Below are 15,871 nucleotides of genomic sequence, written 5' to 3'. Positions count from 1 at the left end.
GCGGGGCCCTAGATTGTCGCCGTGATCGATCCGGACCCGAGCCAGACCGCAGGCCCCACCCGCAGCTTCCGTTGGCGACGCGTACCGGACCGGCCGGGAGCGATCGTCGCGCCGGACGAGCGGTTGTCCTGGCCGCGGACCGTCGGACTCGGCGTCCAACATGTGCTCGCCATGTTCGGCGCGACCTTCCTGGTGCCGGTGCTGACCGGGTTCCCGCCCAGCACGACCATCCTGTTCTCCGGGATCGGGACGATCCTGTTCTTGTTGATCACCGGCAACCGGCTGCCGAGCTACCTGGGGTCGTCGTTCGCGTTCATCGCCCCGGTGACTGCCGCCGCATCGCCGGGCGGCGCGCTCGGTGGGATCGTCGCGATCGGCGTCTTGTTGATGATCGTCGGCGCGATCGTGCACGTCGCCGGTACGCGGTGGATCGATGCCCTGATGCCGCCCGTCGTGGCCGGCGCGATCGTCGCCCTGATCGGCTTCAACCTGGCCCCGGCCGCCCGGGACAACTTCGTCCAGCAGCCGGTGACGGCGGTGATCACGCTGGCGGTGGTGATCTTGTCCACGGTCGTGTTCCGGGGCCTGCTGGGGCGGATGGCGATCGTGCTCGGCGTGGTCGTGGGCTATCTGGTCGCGGTGGTACGCGGCGAGGTCGACTTCGCCACCGTGGCTGCGGCCGCCTGGATGGGGCTGCCGCAGTTCTCGACGCCGACGCTGGATCCGGCCGTGTTGCCGATCTTCCTGCCCGTGGTGCTGGTCCTGGTGGCCGAGAATGTGGGCCACGTGCGGGCGGTCAGCCAACTGACGGGCCGCGATCTCGGACCGTTGACCGGGCGCGCGCTGTTCGCCGACGGGCTGGCGACGACGCTCTCGGGCTCGGCCGGCGGTTCCGGCACCACCACCTACGGCGAGAACATCGGGGTGATGGCGGCGACCCGGGTCTACTCGACCGCCGCGTACTGGGTGGCCGCGGTCGTCGCCGTCGCGCTCGGCCTGTCGCCGAAGGTCGGCGCGTTGATCAACACCATTCCGCCCGGGGTGATCGGGGGCGTGACGACCGTGCTCTACGGGCTGATCGGGGTGATCGGAATCAGGATCTGGATCGACAACCGGGTCGACTTCTCCCGGCCCGCGAACCAGTTGACGGCCGCGGTGGCGCTGATCATCGCCATCGCCGACTTCACCTTCAGCGCCGGCGCGCTGAGCTTCAAGGGGATCGCACTGGGATCGGTCGCGGCGATCGTCGTCTACCACCTGATGAGCGGGATCGCCCGCCTGCGCGGTACCGACCGCGATGCCGGCCCGGCGGCATAGGCGGCGGGGATGAGCGTACGCCGGATCACTGATGCGCAGCGGCGCGCCCGGCTCGGCGCTCGTCACCTGCTGGCCCCGGCGGCGCGGTGCGACGACGCGGGCGCGATCGCCGACGCCGTGCTCGCGCTCCACGCCACCGACCCGCCGACCGTGCATCTGTCGGCCTGGGCCCGGATGGCGACGCCGGAGCCGTCGGCGGTCGAACAGCGATTGGCCGACAAGACCCTGGTCCGCCACCACGCGATGCGACGCACCCTCTGGGTGGCGGGCGTCCCCACGATGGCGCTGATGCACGAGGCCGCCACCCGCAAGATCGCCGCCAACGAACGCCGGCTGCTGGTCCGCATGCTCACCGACAGCGGGATCGATGCCCCCGAGCGCTGGATCGCCGACGCCACCGCCGAGGTGCTCGCGCTGCTGCGCGCCGAGGGTCCGCTGAACTCCCGGGCCATCGGCAAGCGCCTGCCGCGGCTGAACACCGGGCTCCGGGCCGGGTCCGGCACGAAATGGGAGGTCGCCCAGTCCGCGCACACCCGCCTGCTCACCCTGCTCGGCTTCGAGGCTGTGGTGACCCGAACCACCCCGGTCGGGGGCTGGCACACCTCGGAATTCGCCTGGCTGCCGACGGCCGACTGGCTCGGCCGCGGGCTCGCCGGCCCGCCACTCGCCGAGAGCGCGGCCGAGCTGGCCGGCGCCTGGCTGCGGCGATTCGGTCCGGCGACGGCCGAGGATCTGCAGTGGTGGATGGGCTGGACCAAGACGCTGACCGGGGACGCGCTGGCCGCGGCGGGGGCCGAGCCGGTGGAACTGTCCGAGGGGCCCGGCTGGCTGGCGCCCGATGATCATGATTTCGCCGACCCGGGGCCGTGGGTCGCCCTGTTGCCGACGCTGGACCCGACGACGATGGGATGGAAGCACCGGCGGTGGTACCTCCCGGAAACGGCGGCCCGGGACGCCTTCGACCGCGCCGGCAATGCCTCGCCGACCGTCTGGGCCGACGGCCGGGTGGTCGGAACCTGGGCGCAGCGCGCCGACGGGGAGATCCGGATCCACTGGTTCGAGGAGGTGCCGGCCAGGCGTCGCCACGAGATCACCACCCGCGCCGAGGAAGTCGCCGGGTGGATCGGGGAGACCCGCTTCCGGGTCCGCTTCCCGAGCCCGCTGCACAAGACACTCCTCACCGACTGAGCCGGGCCCGATCGGAGCGCTCACCCACCACTTGCTCGGTCACCCAACAGCCATAGGTGTTGGGTGACCGAGGAAGTGGTGCGTCGGCGGGGGTCGGGGAGGGATTGCGCCGGGCGGCCCGGGCTCGGGCAGACCCGGTTGTCCACAGGGGGGCTGGCGAGTGGCCCGCGTGCTGATCAAGACTCTGGGCATGGGCGAGCAGATGCCGCGGGCGGAGGCGGGTCTGATCTTGTCCCCGGGAGACCTCGCCGCGCGCGGACACTCGGCCGACGGAATCGCCGCATTGGTACGCCGCGGCGAGCTGATCCGCGTGCGGCGCGGTGCCTATGCCTACCCGGAGCCCGCGGCCTCGCCCGAGGCGCAACATCGACTGGCCGTGCGGGCGGCGCTGGCACACGTGGGCAACGACGCCTGCGCCAGTCACATCTCGGCGGCGGTGCTGCACGGTCTGCCCGTCTGGCGCGGAGACCTGTGGCGGGTGCACCTGACCAAGCACCGCGAGCACGGCGGGCGCATCCGCCCCGGCCAGGTCATGCACGCCTCCGTGCTGCGCGAGGACGAGGTGATCACCGTCGCCGGGATGCGCGTCACCTCGCTGGCGCGTACCGTCGTCGATCTTGCTCGGCGCTACCCCGGTGCGCTGGCCGTGGCCGCAGGCGATGCCGCGCTCGCCCGAGGTCTGAGCGGGGACGAGCTCGACGCGGCCCTCGACCGGGCTGCGGGATGGCGCGGGATCGTCGGTGCACGCCGCATCTGTGGCCTGCTCGACGGGCGGAGCGAGTCGCCGGGGGAGTCGGTCAGCAGGTTGATCTTCCACGATGCCGGACTGCCGGCACCGGTCCTGCAACACAAGATCACCGACGGATCCGCGACGGTGGCGATCGTCGACTTCTACTGGCCGCAGTGGCGCCACACCGGCGAGTTCGACGGGATGATCAAGTACGGGCGGCTTCGCCGGCCGGGCGAGGATGTGTCGGCGGTGGTGATCCGCGAGAAGGTACGCGAGGACGCGGTCCGCGATCTGGGTTATGGCATGACGCGCTGGATCACCACCGATCTGGACGAGCGGTGGCCCCTCATCGAGCGCCTGCGCCGGCGACTCCGCGGCGACCTCGCGAGCTGAGACACCCGCTTGCCCAACACTTGTTCCCGCTCGCCCAACACTTGCCCGTCACCCAACCGCTCACCCAACACTTGTCCCGTCACCCAACAGCTATAGGTGTTGGGTGACCGAGCACGTGTTGGGTGAGCGGGGGAGAGAGGGGTACGCCCCGGGGGTCGGGCAAGGCCGGGGTTTCGGGCAAGGCCGGGGTCCGGGCAAGCCCAAGGGGTCCGGGCAAGCCCAAGGGGTGGGCAAGCCCGGGAGCGGCGTGCCGCCGAGGCTCAGTCCTCGGCGTCGCGGAAGATCTCGGCGGCGGGGCCGACGATCTTGCGGTCGGGGGTGCCGACGATCTCGCGGTCCTTGTTCTCGTAGTCATAGCGCGACAGCACGTGCCGCATCGCCTCCAGCCGGGCGCGCTTCTTGTCGTTGGACTTCACCACGGTCCACGGCGCATCCGGCTTGTCGGTCAGGGCGAACATGTTCTCCTTGGCCGCGGTGTAGGCGTCCCACTTGTCCAGCGAGGCGAGATCGGTGGGGGAGAGCTTCCACTGGCGTACCGGGTCCACCTGGCGGATCGCGAACCGGGTGCGCTGTTCGGCCTGGGAGACCGAGAACCAGAACTTCACCAGGTCGATGCCGTCGCGAGTCAACAGCCGCTCGAAGGCCGGCGCGTCGTCCATGAACAGCCGGTACTCGTCGTCGGTGCTGAAGCCCATCACCCGCTCGACTCCCGCCCGGTTGTACCAGGACCGGTCGAACATCACGATCTCGCCGGCCGAGGGCAGATGCGCCACATACCGCTGGAAGTACCACTGCGTCTGCTCGCGGTCGGTCGGCTTCTCCAGTGCGACCACCCGGGCGCCACGGGGATTCAGGTGCTCGGTGAACCGCTTGATCGTTCCGCCCTTGCCGGCGGCGTCGCGACCCTCGAAGATGATCACCAGCCGGCGTCCGGTCTTCTGGATCCACTTCTGCAATTTCAGCAGCTCGATCTGCAGCAGCCGCTTCTCCAGGTCGTAGCGATCGCGGTCGAGCTTGTCGGTGTAGGGGTAGCCCTCTCGCCAGGTCTCGACCGGCCGCCCGGAGGCGTCGAGCAGGATGGGGTCGTCGTCGTCCACATCGACCACCCGATAGCCCTCGAGCCGGGCCAGGTCGATCGGCCACCGCTCGCCGACCTGCGACACGACGCCCCCGGCAGAATTCGCCGGGGGCGTCTCGGACTGGGTCGTGCTGGTCTCGCTCACCGGTTCAGGGTACGCAGATCCCGCGCCCCCTTGGTGTCTCGCGGTTGACGAGACGGTGAACGGCTCAGCGGCCGACCTCGTGCGTCGCGGCCAGCGTGTCGTCGCCGGTCAGGACGGCGGCGAGCTTGCGGTGCGGCCGGGCTTCCTCCGCACGCGACTGGCGTTCGAGGGTCCGGGCCAACAGCAGGTGGGCGTACGCCTCGGTCGGCTGCTGGTCGAGCACGACGCGCAGTTGCTCCGCGGCGGGCTCCAGCGATGCCGAGTGGTAGTAGGAGCGGGCCAGCAGCATCCGCACCTCGACGGCCTCGGGCCGGTCGGCCAACAGCCCCTGCAGGACCGGGATGGCGCTGCGGTAGTCCTTGGCCTCGAAGGCCTCCACGGCGCGACGGTAGTTGATCCAACGGGTGTCCACGGTTGCCTCCTTCGGCTCGGCGGCGCGCGGGGTGCGCTGCCCGGACACCCGCTCAACCGTTCGTTGACGCCGGATATTCCGAACCCCCTTCCGCCGGCCGGCTCGATGGCCCAGCATGGGCCCATGACGACCTACTACACCGCAGCAGATGACGATCAGGCCGTGCAGGCGCTCAAGAACCCGCCGACCGGCGATGAGGTGCTGACCAGCGACATCGCTCCCGACGACGACCGGTTCACCGCGTTGATCGAACTGGTCACCGGCAAGCAGCTCGACCAGCTCGACGGCGACGAGTACACCGTCCGCGACGATGTTGCGACCGATGCCACCCAGAGCGTCGTCGCCCTGGGCTCGGGGCTGGTCGCCCAGATCGCCGACCGGGACGCCCAGGAGTTCACCGATCTCGCCGGACCGTGGAGCGCGACCGATGCCTTCGACGGCAGCGCCGACCCGGCCGAGCTGGTCGACTACCTGACCGATCTGCAGCACCTGGCTCGCAATGCCGCGGCGACCAACGGCGGGGTGTACGCGGTCGAGTCGTTCTGAGGCGAGTCGTTCTGAGGCGAGTCGTTCTGAGGCGGCTCGCGTTCTGGGGCGGGTCGCGTCCACGAGTCGTTCCGGGCCGGGACGCGATCCGGCGGAGGGGCTAGAGTGCCGACACAATCTCGATGTCGACATTTGGAGGAATCGTGCGCCTTCCCTGGCAGTCCCGCAACGATGACGAGGCCGGCGTGTTGGAACAGGCCCGGCAGGTGGTCGAGCAGACCAAGAACGAGGGCCTGGAGGGCCGTGCGGACTCGCTGGTCCGGGCCCTGCTCGAGATCGGGATCGATGGGCGCGGGCCGTTCGCGTCGGCAGCGACCGTCGCCGACCGGGCGCTGGCGAGCTCGTCGAGCGAGGAGGCCGCAATCGGCAAGGTGGTACGCCAGACCCTGGCCAAGGGCGCGGCGGGCGGATTCGTCACCGGCCTCGGCGGCTTCGTGACGATGCCCGTCGCGCTGCCGGTGAATGTCGTGGAGTTCCACTTGCTGGCCACCCGGATGATCGCGGCGATCGCCAAGATCCGCGGCTACGACATCGCGGACCCGCAGGTACGCACGGCCGTCCTGCTCGCCCTGACCGGCTCGAATGCCGACGAGATCCTGACCAAGGCCGGCGTGGTGGTGCCGGGCGGCAGGCTCGCCGGGTTGGCCCTGAGCCGGTTGCCCCGCTCCGCGATGATGGTGATCAACAAGGCGATCGGCTTCCGCCTCGCGGCCTCGCTGGCCAGGAGCGGCCTGAGCCGGCTCGGCAAGGCCTTGCCCGCGGTGGGTGGGGCGATCGGCGCGGGCGTCGACACCTTCATGATGCAGCGGATCGCGTCGTTCGCCCGCAAGGAGTTCCCGGCGGTGCACTGACCGGCGGCACCCGGGCTAGGCTCGCTGATCATGAAAGCGACCATGATGCATCCCGGCGGCACGATCACGCTGGAGGAGCGTCCGGATCCGACGATCCGACGCCCGACCGACGCCGTGGTCAGGGTCACCGCGGCCGCGGTGTGCGGGTCGGACCTGTGGCGCTACCGGGGAGTGACTCCGGTCCCGGACGCGCGCCCGATCGGGCACGAGTTCGTCGGCGTGGTCGAGGCCGTGGGTGAGCAGGTGCGCACGCTGCACCCGGGCGACTTCGTGGTCGCCCCGTTCAGGTGGTCGGACAACACCTGCCCGGAGTGCCGCTACGGCGTACAGCCGTCCTGCCGCAACGGCGGCAACTACGGCGCGCCCGATCGTGAGGGACTGCCCGTCGACGGCGGGCAGGGCGAGGCGGTCCGGGTACCGCTGGCCGACGGGACGTTGATCAAGGTCGTCGAGCACGACGAGAGCCACCTGCCCTCGCTGCTGGCGCTGACCGACGTGATGGCGACCGGCTGGCACGCCGCGGTCTCCGCCCGCGTGGGTCCGGGCGCCACGGCGGTGGTGATCGGGGACGGTGCCGTCGGGCTGTGCGCGGTGCTGGCGGCGTCGCGGATGGGCGCGCACCGGGTGATCGCGATGTCGCGACACGAGCCGCGGCAGCGCCTGGCCCGGGCCTTCGGCGCGACCGACATCGTCGCCGAGCGCGGCGCGGACGGAGAGGCGGCCATCGCCGAGCTGACGGGCGGACTCGGCCCGGACTCGGTGCTGGAGTGTGTCGGTTCGGCACAGTCCATGCAGACCGCATTCGGGATTGTGCGGCCGGGCGGCGTGATCGGCTTCGTCGGTGTCCCGCACGAGGTCGAGCTGCCCGCAGAAACGATCTTCGGGCGCAACCTGACGGTCGCCGGCGGGATCGCCCCCGCGCGGGAGTACCTGCCGCGGCTGCTCGACCTGGTGCTCGACGGCGAGATCGAGCCCGGGCGCGTGTTCGACCTCGAGCTGCCGCTCGCCGAGGTGGGCGAGGCGTACCGGGCGATGGACGAGCGACGCGCGATCAAGAGTTTGCTGCGCGTACCGGCCTGATGGGTCTAGTCTCGAAGGAGGCAGTGATCGTCGGCGCCCGGGTAGGAAGGGAATCGGCATGAATGAGATCAGGCTGGACGCCCAGTGGATCGACTACGTGTTGATCGCGGTCTATTTCCTGTTCGTCCTCGGGATCGGTTGGTACGCCCGGCGCGGCGTCTCCAACAGCATCGAGTTCTTCTTGTCCGGGCGCAGCCTGCCCGCCTGGGTGACGGGCCTCGCGTTCATCTCGGCCAACCTCGGCGCGGTCGAGGTGATGGGCATGTCGGCGACCGGCGCCCAGTACGGCTTCCCGACCATGCACTACTTCTGGGTCGGCGCCATCCCCGCCATGTTGTTCCTCGGTGTGGTGATGATGCCGTTCTACTACGGGTCGAAGGTCCGCTCGGTGCCCGAGTTCATGCGAATGCGATTCGGCACCGGTGCGCACCTGGTGAATGCGCTGTCCTTCGCGCTCGCGCAGATTCTGATCGCCGGCGTGAACCTGTTCCTGCTCGGCACTATCGTCAATCGCCTGCTCGGCTGGCCGCTGTGGGTGGCGTTGATCGTCGCCGCGGCGATCGTGTTGTCCTACATCACGCTCGGCGGCCTGTCCGCCGCGATCTACAACGAGGTGCTGCAGTTCTTCGTGATCGTCGCGGCGCTGTTGCCGCTGACGCTGATCGGCCTGAACCGGGTCGGCGGCTGGGACGGGCTGATGCAGCGCGTCGCGAACGACGGGATGCTCGGCGCGGAACAGTTGCACACCTGGCCGGGCGAACAGCTCTCCGGTTTCGCCAATCCGGTGCTGTCGGTGGTCGGGATCATCTTCGGCCTCGGCTTCGTGCTCTCCTTCGGCTACTGGACGACGAACTTCGTCGAGGTGCAGCGGGCGATGGCCTCCAAGGACATCAACTCCGCGCGGATGACCCCGATCATCGGGGCGTACCCGAAGATGTTCGTACCGTTCATCGTGGTGATCCCCGGCATGATCGCGGCCGTGCTGGTGCCGCAGCTCACGCAGTTCAAGGAGATCTACTACCGCGCCGGCGAGGAGGCGGCCGTGGCGCAGACCGGCGTCACCTACAACGACGCGCTGCTGTTGCTGATGCGCGAGGTCTTGCCCAACGGGCTGCTGGGGGTGGCGATCGCCGGCCTGTTGGCGGCGTTCATGGCCGGAATGGCGGCCAACATCTCGGCCTTCAACACGGTCTTCAGCTATGACCTGTGGCAGCAGTACGTGGTCAAGGACCGCGACGACGCGTATTACCTCAAGGTCGGCCGGTACGCCACGGTCGCCGCCTGCATCATCGCCATCTTCACCGCGCTGATCGCGGGGAACTTCTCCAACCTGATGGACTACCTGCAGACGCTCTTCGGCTTCTTCAATGCGCCGTTGTTCGCCACATTCATCCTCGGCATGTTCTGGAAGCGGATGACGCCGACCGCCGGCTGGGTCGGCCTGGTCTGCGGCACCTTGTCGGCGGTGCTGGTCTTCATCCTGTCCGAGGTCGGCGTGATCAACCTGCCCGGCCAGGGCGCCGCGTTCCTGGCCGCGTCGGTGGCGTTCGCGGTCGACATCGTGTTGTCGGTGGTGGTCTCGCTGGTGACCACCCCGAAGCCGGCGCACGAGCTGCGCGGGCTGGTCGCCTCGGAAACCCCGCGCGCGGACCTTCGCGACGAGAACGATGCCAAGCTGAAGCCGTGGCAGCGGCCGGTGCCGGTGGCGGCGGTCGCGCTGGGCATCGTGATCATCCTGAATGTGATCTTCGGCTGAGGAGCTGATCATGACCGAATCGAGCGTGCACACCGAGCGGGTCGGTGCCTTCGACATCCGCAACTTCATCGGCGCTCTGATCGGCCTCTACGGGGTCGTGCTGATCATCGTCGGCCTGGTCGGCTTCACCCCGGACGAGGCCGCCCGCACCGGCGGTGTCGATGCCAATCTGTGGACCGGGATCGCCATGACCGCCGTCGGGGCGCTGTTCCTGCTCTGGGCCAGGTTGCGGCCGATCACCATCCGGGTGCACGAGGATCCGACGGGGGAGGCCGAGACCGACCTCGCGCCGGAGTGAGGCGTACCGCGCTGGACGATCTTTACTACTGTGAGTAGTATCTTTCTGGTCCGTACCCGGCTGGAAGTGAGATCTCGTGCCCAGGCTGACCCTGACCGTTGGTGTGTTGCTCACGGTGATCGGGCTGATCGCCTACCTGGCGACGGGCGCGGTGAGCGTGACCGCGCTGATCCCGGCCTTCGTCGGCGTGCCGATCGTGATCTGCGGTGTGCTGGCCCGGCAGGATGGATTGCGCAAGATCGTCGTGCACATCGCGTTGATGATCGCCCTGTTGGGTGCGCTCGGTTCGTTGATGAACGTGGTAAAGATCGGCCAACTGTTCGCCGGCACCGCCGAGCGGCCGTCGGCGATCATCACCAGCGTGCTGCTGTTCGTGATCACGGCGTGCTATGTCGTGATCGGGGTGCGATCGTTCGTGAACGCCCGGCGGTCCCGCGCCGGCTGACCGGTAGGGTCCGGGCCTTGTGAGTGAACAGAGCCGGCCCCGGGCGCTGACCGAGCCCGCGCAGTTGCGCGCCTGGACCGATGAGGCGCGCGCGGCCGGCCGCCGGATCGGCCTGGTGCCCACGATGGGCAATCTGCACGCGGGGCATCTGTCGCTCGTCGCCGCCGCGAGGGAGCGGGCCGATGCGGTCCTGGTCAGCATCTTCGTCAATCCGACCCAGTTCGGCGACGGCGGGGACTTCGACCGCTATCCGCGTACCGTCGACGCCGATCTCGCCGCGCTCGCCGACCGCGCTGACGCGGTCTGGCTGCCCTCGGTGGAGGCGATGTATCCCTTCGGGCCCGGGGCGGCAACCACCGTGCACGTGCCCGGGCTGACCGACGTCCTGGAGGGTGCGCACCGACCCGGCCACTTCGACGGGGTGGCCAGCGTCGTGACGCGGCTGTTCAACCAGAGTCGCGCCGAGGTCGCCGTGTTCGGCGAGAAGGACTACCAGCAGTTGCAGGTGATCCGCCGGATGGTGGCCGACCTGTCGGCGCCGATCGAGATCGTCGCCGCGCCGACCGTGCGCGAGCCGGACGGTCTCGCGATGAGCTCGCGCAACGGATTCCTCGACACCGAACAGCGGGACCGGGCGGGCCTCATCCACCGGGTGCTGTCGGCGATGGCCGACGCGGCGCGGGCGGGTACGTCGCTCCCCGCCGTCGAGGCCGAGGCGATGGCCGCCCTGAGCTCTGCCGGGTTCGAACCCGACTATGCGGTGCTGCGCCGCGCCGACCTGTCCGAGCCGGCGGGCGCGGGCGAGGCGGAGGTCGCCCTGGTCGCCGCCCGACTGGGGCAGACCAGGCTGATCGACAACCTGCGGATCTGACCCGCCTCAGCGTCGCAGGAGCGCGGTGAGGGGCAGCACCTGCCACAGCATGACCACCATGATCAGCACGACCGCGGCGGCGACGGCGCCGGCGACGAGCCCGAGCACCATGGTGAAGATCAGGAACATCACACAGGCCAGGCTGAGTGCCAGGCTGGCCAGGCCGAGCCGGGCCATCCGGTCGCCGAGATCGACGAGCTGGGCCTTGCGCCCGCGACGGAACAGCAGCCGGTGCGCGCTGACCGGAGCGAGCACGAGAATGGTCGTGATCACGGTCAGCCCACTGGCGGAGAGGTAGACGATCCGGGGAGCGAGCGAGAGCTCGGCGAAGGCGGGCTGGAACGGCAGGATCAGCAGGAAGCCCGCCAGGATCTGCGTACCGGTCTGCAGCACGCGAAGCTCCTGCAACAGCTCGACCCAGTTGCGGTCCATCCGCTCCGCGGGCGTCTCGTTGCGCTCGGGCAGGGCCTCCGGATCGGGGGTAGGCGTCACGGCTCGAGTCTGGCATGCACGGCGCTGCGGGTTCCGATCGGGCATCGGCCCGAATCGGTGGTGGAACCCGCCCGGATCGGGCAGGGTGGGGCCACGGGACGCAGCTCGGGGTCCCGGGCGATCCTGGGAGGCGACATGCGGCATCCGCGTTCACCGATTCTGCTGCTGGTGGCGGTCCTCGCCGCCGTCGGGCTGCTGGCGCCCGGCATGCGTCCGGCGCATGCCGAACCGTCCGACGGGCGCGGCGAGGACTCCGCATCCACTGCCCCCGCCTCGCCCGCCGCACTGGCTCGGGCGGCCGCGAAGGGACAGGGGCAGGCAGCACCGGGCGCCTTGCCGATGCCCGCGTCCTATCCCTCGCAGCCGGTGCTGCGTACCTTCCCCGACAACCCGGACGATCGCTCGTTGACCGGGGGTCTGACCCCCTACCACGCCATCGCCCCGAAGCTGAACGCGTGGATGCGGTCCTCGGATCGGATCTCGGCGCAGGTCGTCGGCGAGACCACGGGTGGGCGAGACCTCTACCTGGTCACCGTCACCGCCCCGGAGTCGCGTTCCGAGACCGCGAAGCAGGCCCGCTGGCGCGACAAGATCAGGGACCGGCCGGATGTCGCGGCCCGGGATCGCGGGCTCGCCCGCGGCTACAAGACCCCGATCTGGTTCAGCGGCAACATCCACGGCAACGAATGGGAGGGCACCGACGCCGCGCTGGCCAACATCGAGAAGTTGATCACCGCGAAGGATGCGGCCACGACGAAGCTGCTGGCGGAGAGCCGGCTCTACTTCAGTCTGACCCTGAACCCGGACGGCCGGGCGCTCGGCACCCGGCAGACGGCACTCGGGCTGGACGAGAACCGCGACATGATCACCAACGCGACACCGGAATCGATGAGTTTCGTCCGTACCGTCCAGGCCCTGCAGCCGCTGTACGCCGCCGATCTGCACGGCTACACCGGCGTGCTCCAGGTCGAGCCCTGCGGCCCTCCGCACGGCGACAACTACGAGTACGACCTGTTCCTGCCCCACGCCTACGCCGCGGCGCTGCGGGTCGAGCGCGATGTTGTCGCGGCCGACATCGACGGCAACACCTACCTGAACATCGAGACCGGCCAGGTGGTCAACGAGAACACCGGGCCGGCCACCTCCCACATCAAGATTCCCTACCGCGACACCCCATCGGGCTGGGACGACTTCCCGCCCATCTTCACCGCGCAGTACGCGGCCTTCCACGGTGCCGTGACCAGCACCGTTGAACTGCCGAAGCAGCGTCCGAACGGCAACTCCCAGACGCCCGGGAACGGCGTGATCAACACCGCCGTCGGCGTGCAGACGATCGACAGCCTGGTCGCCTACACCAACGAGAACGCCGAGGACATGTTGGCCAATCAGATCGAGTTCTTCCGCCGCGCCGTCGCGGGCGAGCCGAAGGCCCAGCTCACCGGCGCCACCATCGACCAGGTGCCCGGACCCGCGGAGTGGAAGGAGTTCTGGGACGCCGCCGATGACCAGGAGCCGGTCACGCTGCCGCGCGCGTACCTGATCCCGATGGGCGATGATCAGCGTTCGCGCAGCGATGCACAGCGTCTGGTGCGGCAGTTGATCGCGCAGGACATCCGGGTCACCCGGCTGGACCGCGAGCTGCGACTGGGCGGGCGTACCTATCCGGTGGGTTCGTATGCGGTGGACATGAACCAGCCGCTGCGCGCGCTCGCCAACGCGCTGCTGGACCGCGGCTCCGACATCAGTGCCAAGGTCCCCAGCATGTACGACGTGTCGGCCTGGTCCTACTCCTATCTGTGGGGAGCGGACGTGATCAAAGCCGGTGACATCACCGACCGGACCCGGATCCGCGGCAGCCGCGTCGATGCCCCGGACCGGATCGGCCGGATCGACGGGGCCGCCCGCTCGTTCACCTTCGAGCTTGCCGGGCTGACCGAATACCAGGCGTTGAACGCCCTGCTCGACTCGGGCGTCGAGGTGGCGTTGCTGTCCGACGGTACGCCGGTCCTCGGCCGCGACGCCTTGCCGAAGTTGCGTGAACTGTGGCGCAGCCACGACCTGACGATCACCTCGGCCACCGCCGAGCAGGTGGGGCAACTCGACGATGCCGGGACCCGCCGGCTGTCCGGCCCGCTGCGGATCGCCTACACCGGCACCGCGGACGACCGGCTGGCGCTGACAGAACTGGGCTTCACCGACCTGGTCCCGATCGGCGCCCAACTGCTGACCGAGGAGCCCGGCCTGCTCGACGACGCCGACGCGGTCTGGGTCGGCAGCGATCTTCGGTTCTCCACCGAGCAGGCGGTCGGGCGGGCCGCGCTGGAGGCGTACCTCGCCGACGGCCATCCGCTGCTGGGCCGCGGGCTCGCGGCGGCGCGGGCCGCCGGCGGCCTCGGGGCGATCGATGCCCGTGCGGTGCAGGGGACCGGCAGCGGCAACGGGATCGTCGCCGTCGAGACGCCGGCCGACGGAGTGCTGGCCGCGTCGGCCCAGGACAGCGCCTTCGTCTACCCGCCGGTGACGTTCGTCGACCTGGGCGCCGGCACCCGCGCCGAGCAGCGATACGGGCCCGGCAACCCGCTGTTGGCCGGGCACTGGCGCGGTGCCGGCGAGTCCGGCCCCGAGTTCGCCGCCGGCCGGGCATCGGTGATCTCCGCCGAGTCCGCTTCGGGATCGCGCGTGCTGCTCTTCGGCACATCGCCGTTCTTCCGGACCCACACCAAGAACGGCATGGCCCAGGGCGCCGCGGCGATCTTCTGGGGTGTGGCCGACCAGGCCCGGTGACCGTGGGGCAGACCGGTGCGGCGGTGACGGTGTTCGCGGGCTCGGCGCCCGGGGTGGATGAGCGCTGGTCCGACACGGCGTACCGATTGGGCGCGGCCATCGCCGGGCGCGGGGCCGCCCTGGTCTACGGGGCCGGCGGCGTCGGCCTGATGGGCGCGGTGTCGCAGGGCGCGCTCGACCACGGCGGCACGGTGGTCGGCGTGATCCCGCAATCGATGATGGATCGCGAGTGGGGTCGGGGCGACCTGTCCGAGCTGGTGATCACGGAGTCGATGCACCAGCGGAAGAAGATCATGGCCGACCGCTGCGACGGTTTCATCTGCCTGCCGGGCGGGTCCGGAACCCTGGAGGAGCTGGTCGAGATCTGGAGCTGGTTGAACCTCGGCTACCTGCGTCAGCCGCTGGTGCTGCTGGACGACGGCGGCTTCTGGCAGCCGCTGCTGGGGCTGGCCAAGCACTTCGAGAGCGCGGGCTTCCTGACACCCGAGGCGCGGGCCAGGCTGCTGGTCGCCGCCGATCCCGACCACGCACTGCGGCTCGCCCTGGGCTGACCGGCTGCCCGACGGAGGTCGGACGGGCGTCAGGTCCGCACGGCCACCCGCTGCGCCAGGCGGAGGAATCCGGCCAGCGCGCCGCCCCGTTCCGGCTCCCCGTGCCAGGCCAGCCGCAGATCGACCCGCAGTGGTTTGGCGAACGGCAACGCAGTGATCCCGGGATGGTCATCCGGTACGCGGATGCGGTCGAGTACGCCGAAGCCGCGCCCCTCGGCCACGGCGTCGAAGGTGCTGGCGTTGTCGGCCTCGAGGATGATCGGCCGGCGGGAGCGGTCGCGGACATGGGTGACGATCCGGTCGTAGAAATCCGGTCCCAGTTCCCGCGGCCAGATCACCAGCGCCTGGCCCGCGAGGTCGGCGATGCCGATCGGCCCGCCGCGCCGCGCCGCGGGATGTCGGTCCGAGACGACGGCGACCAGCTCGCTGCGCGCGAGGCGCATCGTGCGTACCCCCGGATGACGCGGATGGCCGCGGACCACGGCCACGTCGAAGGTGCCGATGGTGAGCTGGGTGAGATTCCAGGCTGTCCAGCCGGTCGAGGTGTGCACGGCCACGGTCGGGTACGCGTCCTGGAACCGGGAGACCAGATCGGTGATCAGGGGGTCGGTGCTCGACCTGGTTCGCGCCAGGCGAAGAGTGTCGGTCCGGCCCTGCGCGGCGGCGCGGACATCCTCCCAGAGCCGCGCGTGGGCACCCAGCAGCTCCTGCCCTCCCGTGCGCAGCCGCTCGCCGGCGGCGGTCAGCGTCGGCGAGCGATTCGTCCGGTCGATCAAGGTGGCCCCGAGCTCGGATTCCAGCTTCTTGATCTGCTGGGAGAGAGCGGGCTGACTGATGTGCACGCGTTCGGCCGCGCGGCCGAAATGCAGTTCGTCGGCCAGCGCAAGGAAGTACTCGAGTCGTTCCAGTCCCACGTACCGATGATAAGCGTGAC

General features: G+C 70.1%; 16 protein-coding genes. 12 read left to right on the top strand and 4 right to left on the bottom strand.

Annotation, left to right across the window (positions count from 1 at the left end):
* Positions 1-21: 21 nt before the first annotated feature.
* From ACXDC7_RS11230 to ACXDC7_RS11220, 3 genes are all read left to right on the top strand, one after another.
* Complete coding sequence (locus tag ACXDC7_RS11230; RefSeq protein ID WP_459222192.1) at positions 22-1,317, top strand: uracil-xanthine permease family protein; 1,296 nt, start codon at positions 22-24, stop codon at positions 1,315-1,317.
* Positions 1,318-1,326: 9 nt separating this feature from the next.
* Positions 1,327-2,505 carry a winged helix DNA-binding domain-containing protein gene (locus tag ACXDC7_RS11225; RefSeq protein WP_459222191.1) on the top strand — a complete coding sequence of 393 codons (1,179 nt, stop codon included), beginning with the start codon at positions 1,327-1,329 and terminating at the stop codon, positions 2,503-2,505.
* Positions 2,506-2,695: 190 nt separating this feature from the next.
* The gene (locus ACXDC7_RS11220) at positions 2,696-3,628 is read left to right on the top strand and encodes a type IV toxin-antitoxin system AbiEi family antitoxin domain-containing protein (protein ID WP_218843907.1); all 933 of its coding nucleotides are present in this window, start codon (positions 2,696-2,698) and stop codon (positions 3,626-3,628) included.
* 260 nt (positions 3,629-3,888) lie between these two features.
* Here ACXDC7_RS11220 and ppk2 read toward each other — a convergent pair whose 3' ends face one another.
* Both ppk2 and ACXDC7_RS11210 read right to left on the bottom strand, forming a co-directional pair.
* Complete coding sequence (gene ppk2 / locus ACXDC7_RS11215) at positions 3,889-4,791, bottom strand: polyphosphate kinase 2 (RefSeq protein ID WP_179446681.1); 903 nt, start codon at positions 4,789-4,791, stop codon at positions 3,889-3,891.
* A 124-nt stretch (positions 4,792-4,915) separates the two neighbouring features.
* Positions 4,916-5,263 carry a tetratricopeptide repeat protein gene (locus ACXDC7_RS11210; protein WP_218843908.1) on the bottom strand — a complete coding sequence of 116 codons (348 nt, stop codon included), beginning with the start codon at positions 5,261-5,263 and terminating at the stop codon, positions 4,916-4,918.
* A gap of 123 nt (positions 5,264-5,386) precedes the next feature.
* Here ACXDC7_RS11210 and ACXDC7_RS11205 point away from each other — a divergent pair, with 123 nt between their 5' ends.
* The 7 genes from ACXDC7_RS11205 (at position 5,387) to panC (ending at position 11,110) form a co-directional block, all read left to right on the top strand.
* Positions 5,387-5,809, top strand: a complete 423-nt coding sequence (locus ACXDC7_RS11205; RefSeq protein ID WP_179446293.1) for a hypothetical protein — start codon at positions 5,387-5,389, stop codon at positions 5,807-5,809.
* Positions 5,810-5,931: 122 nt separating this feature from the next.
* On the top strand, positions 5,932-6,660 hold the full coding sequence (locus tag ACXDC7_RS11200; protein ID WP_179446294.1) for an EcsC family protein: 729 nt from the start codon (positions 5,932-5,934) through the stop codon (positions 6,658-6,660).
* A gap of 30 nt (positions 6,661-6,690) precedes the next feature.
* Positions 6,691-7,740, top strand: coding sequence for a zinc-dependent alcohol dehydrogenase family protein (locus ACXDC7_RS11195; protein WP_459222190.1), 1,050 nt, complete (start codon positions 6,691-6,693; stop codon positions 7,738-7,740).
* 58 nt (positions 7,741-7,798) lie between these two features.
* Entirely contained in the window at positions 7,799-9,496 is a 1,698-nt protein-coding gene (locus tag ACXDC7_RS11190) for a sodium:solute symporter family protein (RefSeq protein WP_179446296.1), read from the top strand.
* 10 nt (positions 9,497-9,506) lie between these two features.
* Entirely contained in the window at positions 9,507-9,794 is a 288-nt protein-coding gene (locus tag ACXDC7_RS11185) for a hypothetical protein (protein ID WP_179446297.1), read from the top strand.
* A gap of 76 nt (positions 9,795-9,870) precedes the next feature.
* The gene (locus tag ACXDC7_RS11180; protein ID WP_459222189.1) at positions 9,871-10,239 is read left to right on the top strand and encodes a hypothetical protein; all 369 of its coding nucleotides are present in this window, start codon (positions 9,871-9,873) and stop codon (positions 10,237-10,239) included.
* 19 nt (positions 10,240-10,258) lie between these two features.
* Positions 10,259-11,110, top strand: a complete 852-nt coding sequence (gene panC / locus ACXDC7_RS11175; RefSeq protein ID WP_459222188.1) for a pantoate--beta-alanine ligase — start codon at positions 10,259-10,261, stop codon at positions 11,108-11,110.
* Between the two features lie 6 nt (positions 11,111-11,116).
* Here panC and ACXDC7_RS11170 read toward each other — a convergent pair whose 3' ends face one another.
* Positions 11,117-11,602 (bottom strand): DUF6328 family protein, encoded by a 486-nt coding sequence (locus tag ACXDC7_RS11170; RefSeq protein ID WP_459222187.1) that lies wholly within the window; start codon positions 11,600-11,602, stop codon positions 11,117-11,119.
* 135 nt (positions 11,603-11,737) lie between these two features.
* Here ACXDC7_RS11170 and ACXDC7_RS11165 point away from each other — a divergent pair, with 135 nt between their 5' ends.
* Together ACXDC7_RS11165 and ACXDC7_RS11160 are read left to right on the top strand one after the other, a co-directional pair.
* Complete coding sequence (locus tag ACXDC7_RS11165) at positions 11,738-14,386, top strand: M14 family zinc carboxypeptidase (protein WP_459222186.1); 2,649 nt, start codon at positions 11,738-11,740, stop codon at positions 14,384-14,386.
* A complete protein-coding gene (locus ACXDC7_RS11160; protein WP_459222185.1) occupies positions 14,383-14,937 on the top strand; it encodes an LOG family protein in 555 nt (184 codons plus the stop codon). The genes ACXDC7_RS11165 and ACXDC7_RS11160 overlap by 4 nt, the downstream gene beginning before the upstream one ends.
* Before the next feature lie 29 nt (positions 14,938-14,966).
* Here the strand turns inward: ACXDC7_RS11160 and ACXDC7_RS11155 are convergent, their stop codons facing one another.
* Complete coding sequence (locus tag ACXDC7_RS11155) at positions 14,967-15,851, bottom strand: LysR substrate-binding domain-containing protein (protein WP_179446301.1); 885 nt, start codon at positions 15,849-15,851, stop codon at positions 14,967-14,969.
* Positions 15,852-15,871 lie beyond the last annotated feature (20 nt).

This window comes from Naumannella huperziae (assembly GCF_054073625.1).
Note: the sequence above shows the minus strand (reverse complement) of the source record. Positions and strands in the feature narration are given on the sequence as shown.